This window comes from Shewanella cyperi (genome assembly GCF_017354985.1).
GTDB lineage: Bacteria > Pseudomonadota > Gammaproteobacteria > Enterobacterales > Shewanellaceae > Shewanella > Shewanella cyperi.
In genome coordinates, this window is the sequence record NZ_CP071501.1 from 2565907 (window position 1) to 2588122 (window position 22216).

The 22216-nt window shown below is 57.7% G+C and carries 19 protein-coding genes; 16 read left to right on the top strand and 3 right to left on the bottom strand.

Features of this window, described 5'->3' with window-relative positions; genetic code table 11:
- Positions 1-59: 59 nt before the first annotated feature.
- From JYB84_RS11065 to fadI, 3 genes are all read right to left on the bottom strand, one after another.
- On the bottom strand, positions 60-263 hold the full coding sequence (locus JYB84_RS11065) for a hypothetical protein (RefSeq protein WP_207320143.1): 204 nt from the start codon (positions 261-263) through the stop codon (positions 60-62).
- Between the two features lie 166 nt (positions 264-429).
- The gene (gene fadJ / locus JYB84_RS11070) at positions 430-2550 is read right to left on the bottom strand and encodes a fatty acid oxidation complex subunit alpha FadJ (RefSeq protein WP_207320144.1); all 2121 of its coding nucleotides are present in this window, start codon (positions 2548-2550) and stop codon (positions 430-432) included.
- 6 nt (positions 2551-2556) lie between these two features.
- A complete protein-coding gene (fadI, locus tag JYB84_RS11075; RefSeq protein WP_207320145.1) occupies positions 2557-3867 on the bottom strand; it encodes an acetyl-CoA C-acyltransferase FadI in 1311 nt (436 codons plus the stop codon).
- A 227-nt stretch (positions 3868-4094) separates the two neighbouring features.
- On the opposite strand from fadI, the gene JYB84_RS11080 reads away from it, so the two are divergent.
- From JYB84_RS11080 to JYB84_RS11155, 16 genes are all read left to right on the top strand, one after another.
- Positions 4095-5051, top strand: coding sequence for an AAA family ATPase (locus tag JYB84_RS11080; protein ID WP_207320146.1), 957 nt, complete (start codon positions 4095-4097; stop codon positions 5049-5051).
- Positions 5048-5971 carry a DUF58 domain-containing protein gene (locus tag JYB84_RS11085; protein WP_207320147.1) on the top strand — a complete coding sequence of 308 codons (924 nt, stop codon included), beginning with the start codon at positions 5048-5050 and terminating at the stop codon, positions 5969-5971. Before JYB84_RS11080 ends, JYB84_RS11085 begins: the two co-directional genes overlap by 4 nt.
- Positions 5968-6474 carry a DUF4381 domain-containing protein gene (locus tag JYB84_RS11090; protein ID WP_207320148.1) on the top strand — a complete coding sequence of 169 codons (507 nt, stop codon included), beginning with the start codon at positions 5968-5970 and terminating at the stop codon, positions 6472-6474. Before JYB84_RS11085 ends, JYB84_RS11090 begins: the two co-directional genes overlap by 4 nt.
- Entirely contained in the window at positions 6468-7445 is a 978-nt protein-coding gene (locus JYB84_RS11095) for a vWA domain-containing protein (RefSeq protein ID WP_207320149.1), read from the top strand. The genes JYB84_RS11090 and JYB84_RS11095 overlap by 7 nt, the downstream gene beginning before the upstream one ends.
- Positions 7442-9427 (top strand): vWA domain-containing protein, encoded by a 1986-nt coding sequence (locus JYB84_RS11100; protein ID WP_207320150.1) that lies wholly within the window; start codon positions 7442-7444, stop codon positions 9425-9427. The genes JYB84_RS11095 and JYB84_RS11100 overlap by 4 nt, the downstream gene beginning before the upstream one ends.
- Positions 9421-11037, top strand: coding sequence for a BatD family protein (locus tag JYB84_RS11105; RefSeq protein WP_207320151.1), 1617 nt, complete (start codon positions 9421-9423; stop codon positions 11035-11037). The genes JYB84_RS11100 and JYB84_RS11105 overlap by 7 nt, the downstream gene beginning before the upstream one ends.
- Before the next feature lie 13 nt (positions 11038-11050).
- Positions 11051-11614 carry a sigma-70 family RNA polymerase sigma factor gene (locus tag JYB84_RS11110; protein ID WP_207320152.1) on the top strand — a complete coding sequence of 188 codons (564 nt, stop codon included), beginning with the start codon at positions 11051-11053 and terminating at the stop codon, positions 11612-11614.
- Positions 11607-12311 (top strand): DUF3379 domain-containing protein, encoded by a 705-nt coding sequence (locus JYB84_RS11115; protein ID WP_207320153.1) that lies wholly within the window; start codon positions 11607-11609, stop codon positions 12309-12311. Before JYB84_RS11110 ends, JYB84_RS11115 begins: the two co-directional genes overlap by 8 nt.
- Positions 12312-12501: 190 nt before the next feature.
- Positions 12502-13953 carry a sodium/proline symporter PutP gene (putP, locus tag JYB84_RS11120; protein WP_207323195.1) on the top strand — a complete coding sequence of 484 codons (1452 nt, stop codon included), beginning with the start codon at positions 12502-12504 and terminating at the stop codon, positions 13951-13953.
- 339 nt (positions 13954-14292) lie between these two features.
- Positions 14293-15597, top strand: a complete 1305-nt coding sequence (locus tag JYB84_RS11125) for an OmpP1/FadL family transporter (RefSeq protein WP_207320154.1) — start codon at positions 14293-14295, stop codon at positions 15595-15597.
- A gap of 116 nt (positions 15598-15713) precedes the next feature.
- On the top strand, positions 15714-16100 hold the full coding sequence (locus tag JYB84_RS11130; protein ID WP_207323196.1) for a VOC family protein: 387 nt from the start codon (positions 15714-15716) through the stop codon (positions 16098-16100).
- 55 nt (positions 16101-16155) lie between these two features.
- On the top strand, positions 16156-16872 hold the full coding sequence (locus tag JYB84_RS11135) for an SIMPL domain-containing protein (RefSeq protein ID WP_207320155.1): 717 nt from the start codon (positions 16156-16158) through the stop codon (positions 16870-16872).
- Between the two features lie 216 nt (positions 16873-17088).
- Positions 17089-18042, top strand: coding sequence for an efflux RND transporter periplasmic adaptor subunit (locus JYB84_RS11140; protein WP_407696032.1), 954 nt, complete (start codon positions 17089-17091; stop codon positions 18040-18042).
- Between the two features lie 10 nt (positions 18043-18052).
- Entirely contained in the window at positions 18053-21277 is a 3225-nt protein-coding gene (locus tag JYB84_RS11145; RefSeq protein WP_207320157.1) for an efflux RND transporter permease subunit, read from the top strand.
- 29 nt (positions 21278-21306) lie between these two features.
- The gene (locus tag JYB84_RS11150) at positions 21307-21516 is read left to right on the top strand and encodes a YgaP family membrane protein (protein ID WP_207320158.1); all 210 of its coding nucleotides are present in this window, start codon (positions 21307-21309) and stop codon (positions 21514-21516) included.
- Positions 21517-21565: 49 nt separating this feature from the next.
- On the top strand, positions 21566-21907 hold the full coding sequence (locus JYB84_RS11155) for a rhodanese-like domain-containing protein (RefSeq protein WP_407696033.1): 342 nt from the start codon (positions 21566-21568) through the stop codon (positions 21905-21907).
- Positions 21908-22216 lie beyond the last annotated feature (309 nt).

The window sequence follows — 22216 nt, forward strand, 5'->3', positions numbered from 1 at the left end:
TGGAACTGAGGTTTCACGACTAGTGATAAGGGAGCCATAGGCTCCCTTATCATTTGTGCTTAAAGCAATATTTCTGCTGTTTCACCAAGCAAGCGCTTTCGTTCCGCCAAGTGTTTATGGGTCGAGAACAGCGGATAGGCAGCAGGTCCCATCAGGAAACCGGCGCAGATCCAACGCCTGACAGGCATGCCTGAATGGAAGGCCGTTATTCCCAAATACCAGGCTGAGCCGACACTCGCCAACACCATCAATAACAGAGCCATGACTTCTCCCCGGCACTTTGCTTAACAGCCCAAGCGGCAAAAATGAGCCGGAATTGTACATTAAAACCCCAACATCGGCGATGCTTTTTCAGGCAATTTGCTGCCGCCGGCAATAAAAAAGCGGCAAAATGTTGCCGCCTTTTTATTGGTTTATTGCAGAATTGTTTCAATAAAAACGTTTGTTTTCTGCTGCCATGGTCTTGAGCAAGGGCGCTGGCGCAAACCTGTCACCATACTTGTCTTGGTAACCTTCAAGGATTGATACCAATTGGCCGGCCCCCAAAGTGTCCATATAGCGGAATGGCCCCCCCAGGAACGGCGGGAAGCCGATACCAAATATGGCGCCTATATCGCCGTCACGGGGGGAAGCAATGATCCCGGCCTCCAAACAGCGCACGGCTTCGTTGAGCATCTGCACCACACAGCGCTGGGCAATTTCTTTGGGCTCTCTGGCGGTTGCCGGTTTCAGTCCAAGCACAGCATAGACGCTTTCATCCACCTGCTTACCTTTTTTGCTGGCTTTGCCATACACATAGAATCCCTTGCCGTTTTTGCGCCCTTTGCGGTCATCGGCAAGCAACTTGTCAAAGGCGGCAGGCGCCTTGAAACGCTCACCCAACTCCTTTTCCAGGATAGGGGAAATCTTGGCCCCGACATCTATGCCAACTTCATCGAGCAAGGTCATTGGTCCCACAGGGAAGCCGAACTTCACCAACGCCTTGTCCAAATGGTCAACACTTTGACCTTCCAGCAGCAACTGCGCAGCTTCATTCATATAGAGGGCAAGAATACGGTTGACGTAGAAACCGGCACCGTCCTTCACCACAATAGGGGTCTTACCCTGCTTGCGGGCAAAGGCCACTGTGGTGGCTATGGTCTCAGGCGACGTTTTCTCATGGGCAATCACTTCAACCAGCGGCATTTTCTCCACCGGAGAGAAATAATGCAGGCCAATCACGTTTTCCGGCCGACTGGCAACTTCAGCTATCTGAGTGATAGGCAAAGACGAGGTATTTGACGCGAATATGGTGTGCTCGCTGCACTCGCGTTCAATATCCTGCACCATCTGGTGCTTGAGTTTGAGATCCTCAAATACCGCCTCAACCACTATGTCGGCATCCTTGACGCCTTTGTACTCGGTGGTAGTGGTCATCAAGGCCATCAACTTGTCTCGTTCGGCCGCCGACATGTATCTGCGTTTCACGCCCTTGTCGAGCAACTTGTAAGCATATCCCAACGCGTTGGACAGACCTTTCTCGTTGATGTCCTTGACCCTGGCCGGGATCTTGGCCTTGGTGGTGGTCACAGAAGCAATGCCGCCGCCCATCAGGCCACCGCCGAGGATCACTGCCTTGTTCAGCGGTCTTGCGGTTGCATCGCCGGCACCGGTTTCCTTCTTCATTTCCGTGGTGGCAAAAAAGATGGAGCGCAGAGCCGCAGATTCAGCTGTCGCTACCAGCTCACCAAAATGACTGGCTTCAACTTCCAATCCTTTCTCCATGCCCTTGGCCATACCCTGGCGAACACAGTCAATGATTTTCATCGGGGCGGGATAATTGCCCTGGGTCTTCTTCAGTACCTGTTTGCCGGCTTGATCAAACATGATGTTGCGCCCCACGGGTGTGCCTTCCAGCAACCTGGTCACCAAAGACTGCTTCACAGGTTTGCGCGCCTTTTTGCCTGCTTTGGCCAATTCAATGGCACTGTCCAGCAAAATGCTCTGGGGAACCACATCATCCACCAAGCCCATTTTCAGAGCCTGTTTGGGACGAATCTGTTTGCCGGTCAACATCAGATCCAGTGCCTTGGCAATACCCACCAGCCGAGGCAGCCTCTGGGTACCACCACCGCCGGGCAAGAGTCCCAACTGCACTTCGGGCACACCCAGCATGGTTTTGGCGCTGTCACTGCAAACGCGACTATGACAGGCCAGGGCCAGTTCCAGACCGCCCCCCAGGCAAGCACCATGAATGGCGGCCACCACGGGGATATTCAACCCTTCGAGCTCGGCAAACACATGGTGGCCCTGACGCGACAGCAATCGCGCATCTTCGGCGCTTTGGCAGGCATCTAACATGGAAATATCGGCACCGGCGACAAAAGAATCCGCTTTGCCGGAGATCAGCACCAGACCCTTGATGCTGGTATCATTCTTGATCTCCTGCAAAATGGCGGTGATCTCGGGGGCAAACTGGGCCTTGAGGGTATTCATGGTCTCGCCCGGCACATCCATGGTCAGCAGGGCAATACCGTCTTCGCGGCGGCTCAGGTTAAAAGTCTTATCCATATTCTGTTACTCCACTTCCACTATCATGGCCGCACCCAAACCGCCGGCCGCACAGGCAGTGGTCAGGCCGACACCGCCACCGCGGCGCTTAAGTTCATTACATACCTGAGTGATCAGGCGGGCACCCGTGGCCGCAAAAGGATGGCCATAGGCCAGTGAGCCGCCGAGCACGTTGAATTTGCCCATGTCTATCTCGCCAATGGCGCGACTCTGACCGAGCTTTTCTTCGGCAAATTTTTTCGAGGCAAACATCTTCATGTTGGCCAGTGCCTGGGCGGCGAAGGCCTCGTGCATTTCAACCAAGGTCAGGTCTTCCAGCTGCATACCGGCACGCTTCAATGCCAGCGGCGTGGCATAGGACGGTCCCATCAGCATATCTTCCCAGACATCAATGGCGGCAAAGGCATAGCTTTTGATGTAACCAATGGGGGTGTAACCCAGGGCCTTGGCGCGACCTTCGCTCATCAACAGGATGGCGGAAGCACCATCGGTCAGTGGAGTGCTGTTGGCGGCAGTCACGCTGCCGTGTTTGCGATCAAACACCGGTCTCAGCTTGGCATAGGATGCCAATTCCGAGTTTTCACGTATGTTATTGTCACGGTCGATAAATTGCTTGTAGGGCGGTACGTGGGCCACCATCACCTCGTCACGGAGCACGCCGGAATCCCAGGTTTGGGCTGCCAGTGTGTGTGAGCGGTGAGCCAGGGCGTCCTGATCGGCGCGGCTGATGCCATGGCTCTTGGCCATCTGTTCAGCGGTTTGGCCCATGGACAGGCCGGTGGAGTATTCAGCCACCGCCGGTGGCACCGGCAGCAGGTCCCTGAGGCCCAAGCGGCGGAAAATGGCCAGTTTCTGACCAAGAGTTCTGGCCTTGCTTAAATCCACCAGGGCGTGTGCCAGCTTTTTCGACACACCTATGGGCAACACGGAAGATGAATCGGCACCACCGGCAATACCAATCTCGATATTGCCGGTCATGATGCTCTCGGCAATATTCACTGTGGATTGGAAACTGGTGGCACAGGCGCGGGTAACACTGTAGGCATCGGTGGCCACATTCATGCCGGTACCGAGCACAATTTCACGGGCGATGTTGGGAGCGGCGGGCATCTGCACCACCTGGCCGTACACCAGCTGTTCCACCAGCTTGGGATCCAATTCGCTGCGGGCCAACAATTCATTGACCACCATCTTACCCATGTCCAGGGCCGACACCCCGTGAAATGCAGTCGCCTGCTTGGCAAATGGCGTCCGCAGACCTGCCACTATGGCAATCCGCTCACCGCGGGCGTTGGTTACCTGTTGTCTGTCACTCATCTTCCACCCTCTTTATATGCCTGTTGGCCCAAAGCCACCGGCTGGTTATTCCTTTCTGACCTGAACCGCTTACAACAGGTCGGACCATTAAAGTGTGATTCGATTCTAATTTCTTTTTATCAGGTTTTAAACACTTGTTTGCTTTTTTAACACTAGCCAAGCACAACGGGAATTTTTTACCATAGGTAAGGTCTATAGCTCACAATCAGAATAAAACGAGTAGCATCATGCCTTTGAGCCGATTTCATGCATTGCGGAACTATCTCAACACCCTGATCCTGGGGCAGCCAACACTCACTGAAAATCTGTTGATTGCCCTGGTGGCCAATGGACACCTCTTGGTAGAGGGCCCGCCGGGCCTGGCCAAGACCCGCGCCGTCAAGGCGCTGTGCGATGGGGTTGAGGGAGATTTTCACCGCATTCAGTTCACCCCGGATCTGCTGCCGGCGGATTTGACCGGCACCGACATTTACCGCGCCCAGACCGGCACCTTTGAATTTGAGTCCGGTCCGATTTTTCACAACCTGATCCTGGCCGATGAAATCAACCGTGCCCCGGCCAAGGTGCAATCGGCCCTGCTGGAAGCCATGGCCGAGGGACAGGTAACGGTTGGTAAGAAGAGCTACAAGCTGCCGCCCTTCTTCCTGGTAATGGCAACCCAGAACCCGCTGGAAAACGAAGGCACCTATCCCCTGCCAGAGGCCCAGCTGGACCGTTTCCTGATGCACCTGAACCTGGACTATCCTGATGCGCAAACGGAACGGGAAATTATGCGTCTGTCCCGCAGCGAGGCGCTGCACCAGGCGCCGCCGCAGATGGATCCCATAGCCCAGGCCGACATATTTGAAGCCCGCACCGAGGCGCTGGAACTCTACCTGGCCGAACCCCTTGAGCAATATATAGTCGACATAGTCATGGCTACCCGCGAAGGCCACAAGTACAGCGAAGAGCTGGGCAACTGGCTCTCCTATGGTGTCAGCCCCCGCGCCACCCAGGCGCTGGAGCGCTGCGCCCGTGCCCGCGCCTGGCTCAATGAGCGTGACTTTGTTGCGCCGGAAGACATCCAGGCGGTGGCGCCCAATGTGCTCAGGCACAGAATGCTGCTCAGCTACCAGGCCCAGGCCGAAGGCATCAATGCCGACGCCGTCATTGCCCACATTCTGTCCCAGGTGGCCGTGCCTTGAACAAGCTGCCTTTGTTTGCTGATGGCATCCATCTGAGTGAAAAGGAATTATTGGCGACCCAGGATCTGGCCCGCGCCCTGCCCGACCGCCCCAGCCGCGCCCGTGCGGCCCAGGCCGGTCACAGAGCCAGCATAATCAAGGGCCGAGGCATGGAGTTTGCCGAAGTGCGCCACTACCAGCAGGGTGATGATATCCGCACCATAGACTGGCGGGTGACGGCGCGCACCGGCAAGGCCCACACCAAGCTGTTTGTGGAAGAACGTGAACGGCCGGTGATCATACTGCTGGATCTGAGCCACAGCCTGTATTTTGGCTCCAGCCTGCTGCTGCAGGCGGTGCAGGCGGCGCATTTGGCCAGCACCCTGGGCTGGCAGGCGGTGCGCCACGGTGATCGCCTCGGTGCCCTTATCGCCTGTGAGCACGAACATCTGGAACTCAAACCCCGCAGCCGCCACACCGGCATATTGCAACTTATTCAGGGCATTTGCCGAACCCACAGCCATCAGCTGAACAACTTCAGCAAGGGCAGTGGCGATGGTCAGCATTGGCTGCGAGCCTGCCAGCGTCTGGCCAGAATCGCCAAACCCGGCAGTCTGGTGTGGCTTATCACGGATGGCAGCGCCGTCAACGCCGATTGTCTGGCGCCCCTGTCGGCCCTGAAACGTCATTGTGAACTGGGGGCTTTCCTGATGACCGATCCCCTGCGCACTGGTGAGTTGCCGCTGCCGGCGGATATTCAGCTGCCGGTACGCGAAGCCGGCGTTGACACAATGCTGGACCGAGCCGGATACCACAACTGGCTGGCACGGGAAGCGCAGCGGCGTGACGAATTCTGTCGCCTGATGACAAGCCTTGGGGTCCAGACCCGCAGCATCAGCGCCGGTAACACCTTGCAATCTCAACTGGAAGTTTTGCGTTGACTCAATCACTCCCAACTCAGCCCCAGGCCGGCAATCCCATGCTGGCCCAGATGCAGGACATACAGCTGCCGCCCGACATCAGCCTCTGGCCCCTGGCTCCGGGCTGGTATCTCATACTGGCACTGGTCCTGTTGTTGTGCCTGACTCTGGCCTGGTACATACGTAAAAGGCAACGCCATTTGGCGCCCCAGAGAGCTGCGCTGCAGGAATTGTCCCACTTGAATGCCCACACCCCGGAGCTGGCCTGGCAGGTCAGCACCCTGCTCAAGCGCGTCGCCCTGCATTATGGCCCAAGGGAAAAAATAGCGGCTCTGGGCGGCGATGCCTGGAGCGCCTTGCTCGACGAGGCACTGCCCCCGGGCGATGCCGGTTTTGCCGTCCTGCTTGGCAGTCGTTACACACCTCAAACATTAAGCCCTGAGCAGGCCCAAACCCTGCTGTCTCTGGCCGAACTCTGGCTTAAACAGGCGCCCAGATGGCTTGCCGGGAGGTTCCCATGCTGACCCTGGCCTGGCCCTGGCTGCTGATGCTGTTACCCCTGCCGCTGCTGATAAAAAACAACGCTTCCCGGGACAGCGATGCCCGGCTGCATCTGCCCGGAGTGGCAGGCCTGGCGCGGCCCAAGCTGCAGCGCACATCGGCCGCTGGCCGCAAAACCCTGCTGTTGCTCTGGGCCCTGTTGTTACTGGCATTGTCCCGGCCCCAATGGCTTGGCGATCCCATTGAACTGCCAAGCAAGGGGCGGGATCTGATGCTGGCGGTGGACCTGTCCGGCTCAATGCAGATTGAAGACATGGTGCTGAACGGCGCCACCGTCGACCGCTTTACCCTTATCCAGCAAGTGGTCAGCGACTTTATTGAACGCCGTAAAGGCGACCGTCTGGGCCTTATCCTGTTTGCCGATCACGCCTACCTGCAGGCGCCCTTAACCCAGGACCGGCGCTCGGTGGCGCAATACCTGCGCGAGGCTCAAATTGGTCTGGTGGGCAAACAAACCGCCATAGGCGAAGCCATTGCCCTGGCAGTGAAGCGCTTTGACAACCTCGAAGACAGCAACCGCATCCTGGTGCTGCTCACCGACGGCTCCAACAATGCCGGCGACATGGCCCCGGACCAGGCTGCCGCCATTGCCGCCGAGCGCAAGGTCAAGATCTACAGTATCGGGGTGGGTGCCGAAGCCATGGAGCGTCGCACCCTGTTTGGCCGCGAGCGGGTCAATCCCTCCATGGATCTGGACGAAGCCCAGCTGCAATCCCTGGCCAACACCACGGGCGGAAAATACTTCCGCGCCCGTAATACCGAAGAGCTGGAGCAAATCTATCAGGCCATAGACGAACTTGAGCCCGTGAGCCGGGATCAGCAAAGCTTCAGGCCCAGTGCCGATCTCTTTTACCTGCCACTGTCCCTGGCGCTGCTGCTCAGTCTTTGGCTGGCACTGCGCGGCCGGCACCGTTTTGCGGAGGCGCAACCATGAGCCTGCATTTTATCCGCCCCTGGTGGCTGTTGGCGCTGCTGCCCTTGCTGGCGCTGCTTTGGTGGCTCTACCGCCACCGCAGCAGCCGTGGCGCCTGGAATGCTTACATTGCACCACATCTGGCCGCCGTGCTGCTGAGCGGCACAAACAGCGCCCGTCCAAAGGGCATAGGCATCTTGGGTGCCGCCTGGTTGGTGGCCGTGCTGGCCCTGTCCGGCCCCGCGGTGCAAAAGCAGGCCCTGCCGGTGTTTGCCACCGATGCCGGGCGGGTGCTGCTGATGGACATGAGCCTGTCCATGTATGCCACGGATCTCGCGCCCAATCGCCTGACCCAGGCAAAATTTCGCGCCACCGACCTTATCCGTTCCCTGTCAGAGGGGGAAACCGGTCTGGTGGCCTATGCCGGGGACGCCTTTACCATTGCGCCCCTGACCCGCGACAGCAATACCCTGCTGAATTTGTTGCCAACCCTGTCACCGGACATCATGCCGGTGCGCGGCTCCAGTTTGAGCCAGGGTGTGCGCCGGGCCATGGACTTGCTTAAACAGGGCGGTCACCTCAAGGGCGACATACTGCTGCTGACCGATGGGATCAGCGATACAGAATATCGCGACACCAGCGAATTGCTCGATGGCGGTCAATATCGACTGTCCATCCTGGCATTTGGCACCCCGCAGGGGGCCCCCATCAGGTTGCCCGATGGCAATTTGCTGCGCGACTCAGGCAATGAGCTGATCATAGTGAAAACCGATTTGGCCAGGCTCGCCGATCTTGCCCGCAAAGGCGACGGCATGGCGCTGGCGGCGAGAAATGACGGCAGCGAATTGCCACTGCTGCTTAACTGGCTTGAGCGCGGCACAGATGCCAAGGCCACAGAACTGACCGGTGACAGCTGGCAGGATCTCGGCCCCTACATTGCCCTGCTGCTGTTGCTGCCGGTGCTGCTCAGTTTCCGCTTCGGCATGCCAGCCGCCGTGCTGCTTGCCTGTATCTTGCCACTGGGCAAGAGCCAGGCCGCACTGTTTCAGACCCGGGATCAACAGGCCATGGAGGCATTTAAACAGGGCGAATTCCAGCAGGCGGCGAACAGCTTTACCCTGCCCACCTGGCGCGGGGCTGCCCATTATCGGGCCGGTGATTACGAGTCCGCCCTCAAGGATTTTGAGCAGGACGACTCCGCCATGGGCCTCTATAACCAGGGCAACAGCCTGATGCAGCTGGGGCAATATCAGGAGGCGGAAAAACGCTACCAACAGGCATTGGAAAAACAACCGGATTTGGACGCGGCCAAGGCCAATGCCAAGCTGGCGGAACAACTCGCCAAGCAGCCCCCCCAGCAGCAATCCGGCTCGGGCTCGGACCAGGGCCAATCGGGCGATAATGACGCCAATGGCCAACAGGGTCAGTCGGGTGATAACAGCGCCAATGATGATCAACAGGGACAAGAGTCTCAGGGAAGTCAGCAAAACGGTCAGGGTTCGGGAAACCAAAACCCTGAGCAGCAGGAATCCTCATCCGACAACCAAGGCGCCGGGGATGATGCTGCGGCAAATGACAACCCACCGCAGGATGGGCAAGAAGGCCAGCAGCAAGCCGAGTCCGAGCAGAACAGTGGGCAAGGCAACTCCGGCAGCAGTCAGAACAACGACGCGCAAATGCAGGCTGACCCCAAGGCCGCTGACAAACAGCAGCAAGCAGGCACGCAGGCCGCCGGGACTCAAGCCGGGGTCGACGAAGGAGAGCCGGAAAAGGCACAGTCGGCCACACAAGCCATGGCTGGCGCTGACAAGGCACCTGAGGATGGGGAAGAAGCCACCGCCCTGACGGCCACCGAGCAACCAGGACAAATGTCACCCCAGACTGAGCGTGCCCTGCGGGTCATCAACGACGACCCCTCGGTGCTGCTGCGTAACAAGATGCAACTTGAATATCAGCTGCGCCGGGCGCGCGGCGAACACAGGAAGGAAAAGGAACAGTGGTAAGAATCGCATTTGCTCTCCTGCTGACCACACTTGTAACTGGCCCCGCCTGGGCACTCAGCAAACTGGAAGCCACAGTGGACAAAAACCCTGTCGCCCAGGACGAATACCTGGTGCTGAGCATCAGTGCCGATGATGAAATTGACGCCGGCAAACTCGATACGTCAGCCCTGCTGAAGGACTTTATCGTCGGCCGAACCAGCATCAGTCGCTCCACCCAGATGCTCAATTTCGACACCCACAGGGAAACCCGCTGGCAGATCCTGCTGGCCGCCAAACAGCCCGGCGAGCTGACCATTCCCGCCTTCAGCCTCGACGGTATATCGTCCGAGCCCATCAAGCTCACGGTATTGGCCGCCGATGCCGAGCCGGTCAAGATGAAAAACCTGTATTTGGAGACCAGCCTGTCCACCAGCGAAGCCTATGTGGGCCAGCTTATCACCTACAAGGTCAAGCTGTTCCTGGCCCAGGAGCTGCAGCGTGGGGTGCTCAGCGCCCCTGTGCTGGAGGGGGCCCAAATCAAACAGCTGGGTGAAGACAAGGACGGCACTGAGATTGTTGACGGTCGCCGCCTGCGGGTTATAGAGCGCACCTATGGCATCATTGCCGACAAGGCCGGAGAGCAAGCGCTCCGCGGCGCCCGCTTCGAGGGCGACGTGCTGGTGGAAGCCCCGCGCCGTGGCGGTATGTTCAGTTTCAACGAAAGCCGCCCCATCCAGGCCAAGGCCGAAGACAGCAGTCTCAAGGTACTGCCGCTGCCGGCGGGATTCGATCCCAAAGGCTTTGTCAGCGATCTGGCGCTGCTGAAAGATAACTTCACCGAGGAGAAGCAGGAATTTGAGGTGGGGGCCCCCATTTCCCGAACCGTTACCCTGGTGGCATCCAATACCGATGAAACCAGCTTGCCGGAACTGGAATTGCCCCTGCCGGCATCACTCAAATCCTATCCTGAAAAGCCGCAGCGCCAGACCTTTATGCGCAACGGCAGGCTGGTGAGCCAGATAAGCCTGACCCAGGCCATAGTGCCGACCGCGCCCGGCACCTACACCCTGCCCAAGGTGGAAGTGCCCTGGTGGAATCCAAGACTCAGGCGCCAGGAACTGGCGGTACTGCCGGCGCGCACCATTGAGGTCACGGGCGCGGTACCCGCCCCCGTTGCGGTCGCCGCGACCACAACCCCGGCAGTGCAAACCGGTGGCGCTGCCGGCTATTGGCCCTATCTGACCGGGTTGTTTGCAATAGCCTGGCTGCTGACCCTGGGGCTTTGGTGGCAAAACCGTAAAACAACCTCAGAGCCTGAACTTCAGCAGAGCACATCAGAGGTTTTGAGCACGGATTTAACCGGACTGCGCCGCGCCTGCGCCGGAACGGATGGCGGTGCCATGCTCAATGCCCTCTGCAGTTATATGGCCGCCGAGGGCTACAGCGGTCGGCTGGTCGATATCGCCGGGCTGTCGCCGGAGCTTGCCAAGGCCATAGCGCAAATCCAGCAAGCCGCCTACGCCCGAGGTGCCCATGGCGTTAACGGTGATGCGCTGCTGCAGGCGGTACTGGCCCTGCCAAAAGCCGCATCCGCCAGGCAGGCTCCGGCCCTTGGCCCGTTGAATCCCTGAGGGGCAATAAATTATGTTTGCCAAAGGGCGCAATAAATCCAAATCCGACTCGGTCATGTCTGACATGCTGAGTAAACAACGACGATACGATGCCCTGGTCCGGGCACTGCACACCGACGTGTTCCGCTATGCCTTCTGGCTTTGCGGTGACAGACAGGTGGCAGAAGACATCACCCAGGAGACCTTTCTCCGGGCCTGGCGCTCCCTCGACTCCCTCAAGGATGAAAAGGCGGCCAAGGCGTGGCTGATCACCATTTTGCGGCGCGAAAATGCCCGCCGTTTTGAGCGCAAGCAGTTTGATTATTCCGATGTGGATCAGGAGCACTTAAGCGATGCTGCCGCTCACACCACCGAGGATGCCGCCGAGCAGTATTGGCTCAGGCGGCAAATTGCGACCCTGGAGCCCGAATACCGGGAACCCCTGCTGCTGCAGGTTATCGGCGGCTTCAGTGGTGAGGAAATCGCCGAGATGCTGGAGCTGAACCGCAATACCGTCATGACCCGGCTGTTCCGGGCCCGTAATCAGCTAAGAGAATTGTTGGAACATCCATCTATCCGAGGTCAGTCAAATGGATGAACTTGAGTTTCGCCGCCGTGCCTATAGCGACCCCCAAAGCCAGGATCCCGAATTTTTGGCGGCCATGGCCGAAGAAGAAAACCGTGGCGCCTTTGTCAGGGAACTGAAGCAGCTCGATGCCAAATTGGCCCGGGCCATGAACGTGGACGTTCCCGAAACCCTCGCGGCGCGTCTGCTGCTGCGCCAGCAATTGCTGGCGCACAGACAAAGCAAACGCCGCACCACCTGGTTGATGGCCATGGCGGCATCAATCGCCTTTGTCATTGGACTGGGATTCAGTTGGCTGCGTCTGGGGCCGGTGGATCTGGGTGAGCATGCCCTGGCCCACGTACACCATGAGCCCATGGCACTGACCATGGAACAGGCGGTAGACCTGCCCACCCTCAATGCCAGCCTGGCCAGCATCTCCGGCCTTAAGGGAGCGCATTTCAATGCCCTCCCCGGCAAAGTGGTATTCAAGGCCTTCTGCGATTTTCGGGGAGTGCAGAGCATACATCTGGTGCTGGAAGGTGAAAACGGCAAAACCACCCTGTTTATCGTCCCCTTGGAAGAGCGGATGCAATTGAGCGAGCGATTTGCCGACAGCACCCTGAAAGGTCTGGGATTCCGCACCCGAGATGCCTTCCTGATGTTGGTGGGCGATGAGCAGCAATCGCTGACTGCACTGCAACAAACCATACGTCAGGATTTCATCTAGATCTGACAAGACAATGGCAAAAAGGCCGCGGGGCAATACCTGCGGCCTTTTTAATTTGCCGGCCGATAGTGGCCATTTGACTGGTCTGAGCTGACGGGCCAGCATCCCGGCTATTGGGATCCTGCATTGACTTCTGCTAGCATGCCAAACCAATGCATATCACTGATAACTAAATGACAACGGATAAAGCATAATGATAGCGACACCGGTTTTAATCACCTTTGCGGGCTATTTGGCCCTGATGATGGGCCTGGGATTTTGGGCCTACCGCTCAACGGATACGGTCGATGACTATATTCTCGGTGGCCGCAAAATGGGGCCAGGCGTCACGGCGCTCAGCGTCGGAGCCTCGGACATGTCCGGTTGGCTGCTGCTGGGATTGCCCGGCGCCGTATACCTGGGCGGTCTTGGCGAGGCCTGGATAGGCATCGGCCTGGTGGTCGGTGCCTGGCTCAATTGGCTGCTGGTAGCCAAAAGGCTCAGGGTCTACACACAGCAAGCAGACAATGCCCTGACCTTGCCGGACTTTTTCGAAAAACGCTTCCACGATGACAAGGGCTCGCTCAAGCTGGTATCTGCCGTCACCATTTTGGTGTTTTTCACCTTCTATGCCTCTTCCGGCATGGTCGGCGGTGCCATTCTGTTCGAGAAGGTCTTTGGCCTCGACTATAACGCCGCCCTGGTCATAGGTTCGGCCATTATTGTCGGCTATACCTTTATCGGCGGTTTCTTTGCCGTGTGCTGGACCGACTTTTTCCAGGGCTGCTTAATGCTGATTGCCCTGCTGATCGTGCCTGTGACCATCTTCTCTCATCCCGAAAGCCATGCCAATCTGGATACCCTGCCACCGCAAATGTTGAGCCTGGTCAGCAGCGACACCACTGTCATAGGTCTGCTGTCCCTGCTCGCCTGGGGCCTGGGTTATTTCGGTCAGCCCCACATACTGTCGCGCTTTATGGCCATAGGAAAGGTGGAAGATCTGCCGCTCTCCCGCCGCATTGCCATGGGCTGGATGATACTGTCACTTTTGGGCGCCCTCGCCACCGGCATTGCCGGCAGTCTGTACTTTGCCGGCAAGCCCCTGGACAATCCTGAAACCGTGTTTATTCACCTGTCCCAGGTGGCCTTCAATCCCTGGATTGGTGGTCTGCTGATCGCCGCCATTCTCTCGGCCATCATGAGCACCATAGACTCGCAACTGCTGGTGTGCTCATCTGTCATCACCGAAGACTTCTATCGCAAGTGGCTCAGACCCAAGGCCGACGATCGCGAACTGATGATGGTGGGTCGCATTGGCGTGCTGACCATAGCCATTATCGCCGGAGTGATAGCCCTCAATCCCCAGAGCAGCGTGCTGGGGCTGGTGAGCTACGCCTGGGCCGGTTTTGGCGCCGCCTTTGGTCCCGTGGTGCTCTTGTCCCTGTTCTGGCGCGGTTACAGCCGCACCGGCGCCGTGGTTACCATCATCAGCGGTGCCCTGACCGTGGTAGTCTGGAAACAGCTGAGCGGCGGCCTGTTTGATCTGTATGAAATCTTGCCGGGCTTTGTGCTGGCCACCCTCGCCGGTATGCTGGCCAGCAAGCTTGCCAAGCCCTGTGAGCGGGTGGAACAGGAGTTTGATCGCTTCCACAACAGCCTCTAACCACGGCTGAAAATAGCCAGAGAAAAAGCGTACATATGTACGCTTTTTATTTATCCGCTTGTCCGCTCCTAAAACCTCCAAGGTGCCCTGCCGGATTCAAATGGCAAATTCAAATGACTGTCGCGCGGCAAACACCCTGGCCACGGGCACCCGGGCGCAGAATTCAAGCGCTCCGCAATAAACGCGCCCAGATACCGTACAAAAATCCGTTTATCTTTTCACCACTTGCGATGGAGCTTTAGCTCTGGTCGGACTTGTTGCGTACAACTGTACTCCCTAAGATGCCGCAGCAACTTCCTGCGCCGCTTGGGCCGGGACAACCAGCAAGAGATGAAAATAATGACGTATTTCAACAAGACACTATTGGTTTCTGCCCTCGCCCTGGCCTGTGGCCAGACAATGGCTGCCGGATTTCAACTGAACAGCCAATCCGCCACGGGTATCGGCCGCGCCTTCGCCGGTGATGCCGTTATCGCCGACAATGCCTCGGTACTGGCCCGCAACCCTGCCGCCATGGCCATGTTTGACAAGGCCGCCCTGTCACTGGGCATGACCTACGCCGATATCGACGTCAAGGTCAAAGACGTACAGGCAGCCGGCATGCCGCTGGACTTTGGCAGCGAACATGATGCCGCCGACGCCAAATTTATTCCCAACTTTTATTACATTCGCCCACTCAGCGACAAGCTGACCTTTGGCATGGCCGCTTTCAGCAACTTCGGCACCGGCACCGACACTACGGCCCTGGCCAACAACGCGGTGACCATCCCGGGTCTGGGCACTGTGCCGGCACCCGTTGATTTGCTCGGCAACACCGAAGTCACCACGGTCAACCTCAACACCAGCCTGTCCTACCGTTTCGACGAGCACCTGAGTATCGGTGCCGGTATCGACATTATTTATGGTCAGGGCAAACTGAGCCGCGAAGGTACCCTGCCGCTGGGTCCCAATGGCGCCCTGGTGAACGCCAAGCTGGTTGACGTGGATGCCGATGGCTGGGCCCTGGGCGGGATTGTCGGCCTGGTGTACGAGTTCAATGCCGAGCACCGCATCGGCGCCAGTTACCGCCTCAGCCCCGAGTTCACCGCCTCAGGTGACATCAATGTGTTCAATACCCAGGCCATGGCCAATGTCAGCTTCGATGAAATTGCCATCCCCATGCCCGATATCTTCCAGGTTGCCGGCTTCCATCAGCTGAGCGACAGCTTTGCCCTGCACTACACGGCCCAGTACACCAGCTGGGGCGACTTTAAAGAAATCACGGTCAAGGACGGCTCATTGCCAAACGGCATGGCCGTTGGCAACGCCCAACTCAAGCACTACGCCTGGGACAATTCCTGGTTGTTCAGCATCGGCGGCACCTACAAACTGAACGCCGACTGGAGCCTGCGTGCCGGTTACATGCACGATCAGGGTGTGGTGGATCAATTGAGCTCACTGTCAATTCCTGATTCTGACCGCAACTGGTACACGGTCGGCACCACCTTTGCTCTGGACAAGCAGTCCAGCGTCGACTTTGGCCTGGCCTTTGTCCGCGGCGAAGATGTGGAAGTGCACGAAATGAGCGCCCTGATTGGTGAGGTCATAGCCCACACCCGCTCCAACGCCGTTTACTACTCCATGCAGTACAGTCGCAGTTTCTGATAGCCTGCCGACAACAATGCCGCCCCGGGGCTCCCCTGCTCCGGGGCGGCTTTTTTGTATCCGCTCAATTTCTTGCCTACATTTAAGCGAACAATAATCACATTGCGATAATGGAAATGGCACGAGTCATAGGTCTTGGGGGGATCTTCTTCAAAAGCCCCGATCCGGCAGCGCTGGCAAACTGGTATCAACAACATCTGGGTATGGATATAGAACACTGGGGCGGCTGCGCTTTTCATACCGCGCAATTGCCAAGTGGCAGCTACCATGTCTGGAGTCCATTTAACGCCGACAGCGACTATTTTGCCCCCTCAAACAAGGGGTTCATGTTCAACCTGATGGTGGATGACCTGGCCGGTGCCCTGGCGCAGCTGCGTGCGGCCGGAGCCCAGGTGATGAATAATACCGAGGACTCAGAGTTGGGGCGTTTTGGCTGGTTTATCGACCCCGACGGCAACAAGGTGGAACTCTGGCAAGCGCCCGGTAATAGGAAACAGGACTGATGCCGGCCAGGCGGCAACAGGTTATGCTGAAGCTTTGTTGCTTACAGGAGTTTACATGGAAAAGTCCCTTACCTTGCCGGCCCTTGCACTGGGTCTTAGTCTCAGCGCAGGTCTGTTGGCCACCGGCTTATATCTCAAGCAAACCGCACTGGAACTCAAGGCCAGTGAGCGGACCGTGACAGTCAAGGGTCTGGCCGAACAGGACGTCGACGCCAATATCGCCATCTGGCCTATTCGCTTTACCGAAGTCGAAAACGATTTGCCCCGCCTGTATGACACCCTGGAGCAGAAAAGTGCCAAGGTGCTCGACTTTCTCAAACAACAGGGGTTTGATGACAGCGAGATCAGTTTGGGCTTGCCCGCCATAGAGGACAGACAGGCCCAGGGTTATGCCGATCCCAACCTCAAGTACCGTTACACCGCCAAGGTCACCATCTCCCTCTACAGCAGCCAGGTGGCCAGGGTCCTGGAAACCCGCAGACAACTGGCAACCCTGGCCCGGGAAGGCATAGCCATTGGCGGCAATGATTACGAAAACCGCACCGAATTCCTGTACACGGATCTGAACGCAGTCAAGCCGGCCATGGTTCAGCTGGCCACAGAGAATGCCCGCGAAGTGGCGGACAAGTTCGCCCATGATTCGGGCTCCCATCTGGGCAAGATAAAGAGTGCCAGCCAGGGACAATTCACCATCAGTGACCGTGACAGCAACAGCCCCCAAATAAAGCGTATCAGGGTGGTTTCCACTGTCACCTACTACCTGACGGACTGAAAAGAAGGCGCTGATGCGCCTTCATTTTTTTGCGCTGGGCCACAATCCATTAATTTTTTCTAATGAAATGGATTGCTGGATACACCACATTCCATTAGAATTTTCTCATGGATTTAATTGGAGTTCCCCATGAAGGCTAATTCACTCTTGCTGACCCTGCTGGCACAAAGCACCTTAACCCTGGGTGCCTGGACCCTGAGCGCATTGCCCACAAGTATGGCTGCCTACGCGGCCGAACCTCAAACTCAGGTCCTGAAGGCCGAGGTGCACCCCCAGTACCTGACACTGGATGCGGTCATCGAGCCGGTGCGCGCTGCAACCGTGTCGGCGCAAACCTCGGGACGGATCATCAAACTCAATTTCGATGTCAATGACAAGGTTCCGGCCGGCGCTGCCCTGCTGGAAATCACCAGCAAGGAACAGGGCGCGGGCCTCGAGGCCGCCGAAGCCGAGCTTGCCAAGGCACAGGCGGTGAATATTGAGGCTCAGGCCCAGCTTAAACGAGTCAGCGAACTCTTTCCCAAGGGCGCGGTATCGCGCAACTCCATGGATGAAGCCATCGCCCGAGCCCGCAGCACCGAACAAGCCGTGACGGCCGCCAAGGCCGGTCTGACCCGGGCGAGGGAATCACTCAATTACACTGTGGTGTACGCCCCCTTTGGCGGTGTCCTGACTGCGCGCCATGTGGAAGTCGGTGAAACCGTCAATCCCGGTCAGCCATTGCTGTCCGGTTATGGCAGTGATGCGATGCGCGCCGTGTTCAGCCTGCCGCAGCAATGGATCAGCGCCTTTCGCGGCAACGCCAAGGTGGAACTGCAATTGGCCGATGGCAGCAAGATAGACAGTGACCGCATCGAACTGTTCGACTTTGCCTCCGCCGGTGGTCACAGCCAAAGAGTGCGGGTCGCGTTGCCCGAGCATGCCGCCGTGACGCCCGGCTCCTGGGCCAAGGTGCGCTTTATCAAGGAAATGCGCTCACAGCTGCGGATCCCCAAAAGTGCCCTGATAGTGCGCAACGAACTCAATGCCGTTTACCTCAAACAGGCCGACACTTTTGTGCTGACTCAGGTGCGCCTGGGTCAAGAGCAAGGTGATGAGCTGACCGTGCTTTCAGGACTTGCAGAAGGGGACGAAATCGCCCTCAATGCACACCAGGTTACGGCCAGGTAAGGGAGGCAAAATGACCAAGCAATCCCAGGGCCTGGGTATTTCGGGCCGCATCGCCGCCAGCTTCCAGCACAGTGCCATAACTCCCTTGCTGGCCCTGTTGGCCCTGTTGTTGGGCCTGTTCGCAGTGCTGATCACCCCCAAGGAAGAAGAGCCACAGATAGATGTGACTTTTGCCGACGTCTTTATCCCCTTCCCCGGCGCCACACCGGCGGAAGTCGAGCAATTGGTGACCCTGCCGGCGGAGCGGGTGATATCGGAAATCAAGGGTATTGATACCCTGTATTCCTTTTCCCAACCCGATGGTGCCCTGATCATCGTCATCTTCGAGGTGGGGGTAAAACGCCATGACGCCATAGTCAAACTTTACAACCAGATCTATTCCAACCTGGATAAGGTGCCACGCCTGGCCGGTGTCGGTGAGCCACTGATCAAACCCCGCGGTATCGACGATGTGCCCATCGTCAGCCTGACCCTGCACAGCAATGACCCCAAGGTATCGGCCCAGCAGCTTACCGACGTGGCCAGAACCCTGGAAGCCGAGCTCAAGCGCATTCCCGGCACCCGGGAGATTTCCGCCATGGGCCAGCAGCAACTGGTGCTCAATGTGCGCATCGATCCCCAGGCACTGTCGGCCTACGGTCTGAGCCTGACCCAGTTGGAAAGTGCCATTCGCGGTAATAACCTGATGGCGGCCAGCGTGCCCCTGGTACAGGACAACCAGGAAATCCGGGTGCAAACCGGCGAGTTTTTGCGCTCCGCCGACGATGTGGGTTTACTTGTGGTTGGTGTATTCCAGGAAAACGACGGCAGCCAAACTCCCGTATACCTGCAGGACGTGGCGACCATCAGCCTCAAGGCAGATGCTCCCAGGCAACAGGTGTTCCATGCGGACCGTGAAGGCACGGTTCCGGCCGTAACCATAGCCATAGGTAAGCAAAACGGCAGCAACGCGGTCGATATTGCCGATGCGGTACTGACCCGCATTGAGCAACTCAAGGGCCAACTGGTGCCTGACAATGTGCAGCTGACCGTCACCCGCAACTATGGGGTTACTGCGGCAGATAAATCCAATACGCTGATTTTCAAACTCATTTTTGCAACCGCCGCCGTAGTGGTATTGGTGCTGTTTACCATGGGTGCCCGTGAAGCCCTGGTGGTGGGCGTGGCCATCATTATCACCCTGGCCCTGACCCTGTTTGCCTCCTGGGCCTGGGGATTTACCCTGAACCGGGTATCCCTGTTTGCGCTGATATTTTCCATTGGCATTCTGGTGGACGACGCCATTGTGGTGGTGGAAAACATCCATCGCCATATGGCGCTCGGCAAACGCAGCCTGCTGGAATTAATTCCGGTGGCCGTCGATGAAGTAGGCGGTCCCACCATATTGGCAACCCTGACGGTTATCGCGGCCCTGTTGCCCATGGCCTTTGTTTCGGGCCTCATGGGCCCCTACATGAGCCCAATTCCCATCAATGCCAGCATGGGGATGCTGATTTCCCTGGCAGTGGCCTTTGTGCTGACCCCTTGGCTGAGCCGCAAGTTTATCCGCCACCAGCACCATGAGCCCAATGCCGAGTCCGAGACCGAAACAGGAGCCAGCGAGCACGCCGGTGCCGATCCCCGCCTGCTGACACTGTTCACGCGCCTGATAGGTCCCTTCCTCAAGGGGAGCGAGGGTCGCAAAGCCAGACTGGGACTGGGATTGGGGATAGCCGGACTTATCCTGGTGGCCCTGGTGCTGCCGGCGGTGCAACTGGTGGTGCTCAAGATGTTGCCCTTTGACAACAAGTCCGAATTTCAGGTGATGCTGGACATGCCCGAGGGCACGCCCCTTGAGCAAACCCAGAAGGTGCTGAAAGCCTTGTCAGCCGAGTTGGTGAAGCTGGAAGAAGTTGAACACCTGCAGCTTTATGCGGGAACGGCGGCGCCGATGAACTTCAACGGTCTGGTACGCCACTATTATCTGCGCTCCAGTCCTGAGCTTGGCGACATTCAGGTCAACCTGCTGGATAAGCGTCACAGACACAGAGACAGCCACAGCATAGCACTGGCCGCCCGGGAAGCCCTGCGTCCGGTCGCCGAGCGTTATGGCGCCAATGTCAAAGTGGTGGAAGTGCCACCCGGCCCTCCGGTCTGGTCACCGATAGTGGCCGAGATCTATGGCCCGGATCAGCAAACTCGTGAGAACACGGCCCGGGAAATTCAGTCCCTGTTTGCTGCCACGACGGATGTGGTCGATATAGATATCTTTCTGCCCGATCCCCAGCAAAAATGGCAGGTGCAGATAGACCGCAGCAAGGCTGCCCTGCTTGGCATCCGCTATGACACCATAGTGGATCTCATCAGCAGCGCCGTCGGTGGCAAGGACGTGGGCGTATTGCACCTCAAGGGACAAAGCAAGAGCGTGCCCATCCGTTTGCAGCTGGAAGAAGGCAGCAAACTGGACCTGTCAGAGTTGCTGGCGATGAACATCAGTGGTGCCCAGGGGCAAAGCTTTCCCCTGGCGGCAGTGGTGGCTATCCGAACCGAGGTGATGGATGCGCCCATTATCCATAAGAACCTCAATCCCATGGTGATGGTGGTGGCCGATATGGCCGGGCCTTTGGACAGCCCGCTATATGGCATGTTTGAGATGGCGGCGGACATTGATGCCAGGGGCGGTATTGAGCAGAACTACATCCAGCAGCCATCCGGATTGACCATGCCGGGCATACTCTGGGACGGTGAGTGGAAGATCACCTATGAAACCTTCCGCGACATGGGTCTGGCCTATGCTGTGGGCATGATAGCCATTTACCTGCTGGTGGTGGCCCAGTTCCGTTCCTACCTGGTGCCGCTGATAATCATGGCGCCTATCCCACTGACAGTCATAGGCGTGATGCCGGGGCATGCCCTGCTCGGGGCCCAGTTCACCGCTACCTCCATGATAGGCATGATTGCCCTGGCGGGGATCATAGTGCGCAACTCCATATTGTTGGTGGATTTTATCAATCAGGAGTCCGCCTCCGGTGTGCCCTTTGAACGGGCGGTGATCCACTCGGGCGCCGTGCGGGCCAAGCCCATCATGCTGACGGCGCTGGCCGCCATGATTGGGGCCCTGTTTATACTCGATGATCCCATATTCAACGGTCTGGCCATCAGCCTGATCTTCGGTATCTTTATATCAACCCTGCTGACTCTGGTGGTGATACCCGTGCTTTACTATGCACTGATGCGCCACCGTATGGAGTCATAACCCAATGCGCCCAGGCGCGAGGAGTCATTATGTCACTTGAACGTTCTGTTATGGCATTTGCCGGTTTTATGGTGCTGCTGTCACTGCTGCTGACCGCCTTTGTACATCATAATTTTGTCTGGCTAACGGCTTTTGTTGGCGCTAACCTGTTTCAAAGCGCCTTTACCGGCTTCTGCCCCGCCGCCATGCTGATGAAAAAGATGGGGATCAAGTCAGAGGCCGAGTTGGCGAAGAAATAATCCACTCACACAAGGAGAGACTGTGAAATTACTGACACTTTGGCGCGGCTTGGTGCTGTGCCTGACCCTGCTGTTGCCAATAGCATCTTGGGCCGGAGAGGGCAAAGATCCAGCCGTCGCCTGGCAAAAAATCCAGGCCGGCGCCATGGTGGTGGATGTACGCACCGCCGAGGAATACGCTGCCGGACATATCGACGGTGCCATCAACATCCCCTTCGAGCAGATTGCGGCCGAGTTTGCCAAGCGCGGTATCGCCAAGGATGCAGAAGTGGTGCTTTACTGCCGCAGCGGTCGTCGCAGCGGCATTGCCCAGGACAGCCTGGTGGCCGAAGGGTACGAGCACACCTATAACGGTGGCGGCTTTGAATCCCTGGCGGCAGCCAAACCCTGATTTCAGCTACCCCTGATTTCAGCTACATTGAAAAGGCACCCTTGGGTGCCTTTTTTATTGCCGCAACGTCCTTTTCACAGAGGCGACATTGTTGAATCTTCTCTCCACGCCGAATGTGCACATCAACATTTTTGGCGCGCTTGTCGGCATCGAAACTGAACCACGGCTGAACAGAATACCTGTTGCTTGCACATCACCACGAATATAGGGATAACTTATTCCATATTAGAATAAGAAAAAATACTTACGTATTTTCATAACGATATAACAGTAAAACCCGATTTAGGCGCATAACAGACGCACAAACGT

Bases quoted from the DNA above. Each gene is read 5' to 3' on its own strand.
- JYB84_RS11065 (WP_207320143.1), bottom strand. From the start codon at position 263: ATGGCTCTGTTATTGATGGTGTTGGCGAGTGTCGGCTCAGCCTGGTAT.
- fadJ (WP_207320144.1), bottom strand. From the start codon at position 2,550: ATGGATAAGACTTTTAACCTGAGCCGCCGCGAAGACGGTATTGCCCTG.
- fadI (WP_207320145.1), bottom strand. From the start codon at position 3,867: ATGAGTGACAGACAACAGGTAACCAACGCCCGCGGTGAGCGGATTGCC.
- JYB84_RS11080 (WP_207320146.1), top strand. From the start codon at position 4,095: ATGCCTTTGAGCCGATTTCATGCATTGCGGAACTATCTCAACACCCTG.
- JYB84_RS11095 (WP_207320149.1), top strand. From the start codon at position 6,468: ATGCTGACCCTGGCCTGGCCCTGGCTGCTGATGCTGTTACCCCTGCCG.
- JYB84_RS11100 (WP_207320150.1), top strand. From the start codon at position 7,442: ATGAGCCTGCATTTTATCCGCCCCTGGTGGCTGTTGGCGCTGCTGCCC.
- JYB84_RS11110 (WP_207320152.1), top strand. From the start codon at position 11,051: ATGTTTGCCAAAGGGCGCAATAAATCCAAATCCGACTCGGTCATGTCT.
- JYB84_RS11115 (WP_207320153.1), top strand. From the start codon at position 11,607: ATGGATGAACTTGAGTTTCGCCGCCGTGCCTATAGCGACCCCCAAAGC.
- JYB84_RS11125 (WP_207320154.1), top strand. From the start codon at position 14,293: ATGACGTATTTCAACAAGACACTATTGGTTTCTGCCCTCGCCCTGGCC.
- JYB84_RS11130 (WP_207323196.1), top strand. From the start codon at position 15,714: ATGGCACGAGTCATAGGTCTTGGGGGGATCTTCTTCAAAAGCCCCGAT.
- JYB84_RS11135 (WP_207320155.1), top strand. From the start codon at position 16,156: ATGGAAAAGTCCCTTACCTTGCCGGCCCTTGCACTGGGTCTTAGTCTC.
- JYB84_RS11140 (WP_407696032.1), top strand. From the start codon at position 17,089: ATGGCTGCCTACGCGGCCGAACCTCAAACTCAGGTCCTGAAGGCCGAG.
- JYB84_RS11145 (WP_207320157.1), top strand. From the start codon at position 18,053: ATGACCAAGCAATCCCAGGGCCTGGGTATTTCGGGCCGCATCGCCGCC.
- JYB84_RS11150 (WP_207320158.1), top strand. From the start codon at position 21,307: ATGTCACTTGAACGTTCTGTTATGGCATTTGCCGGTTTTATGGTGCTG.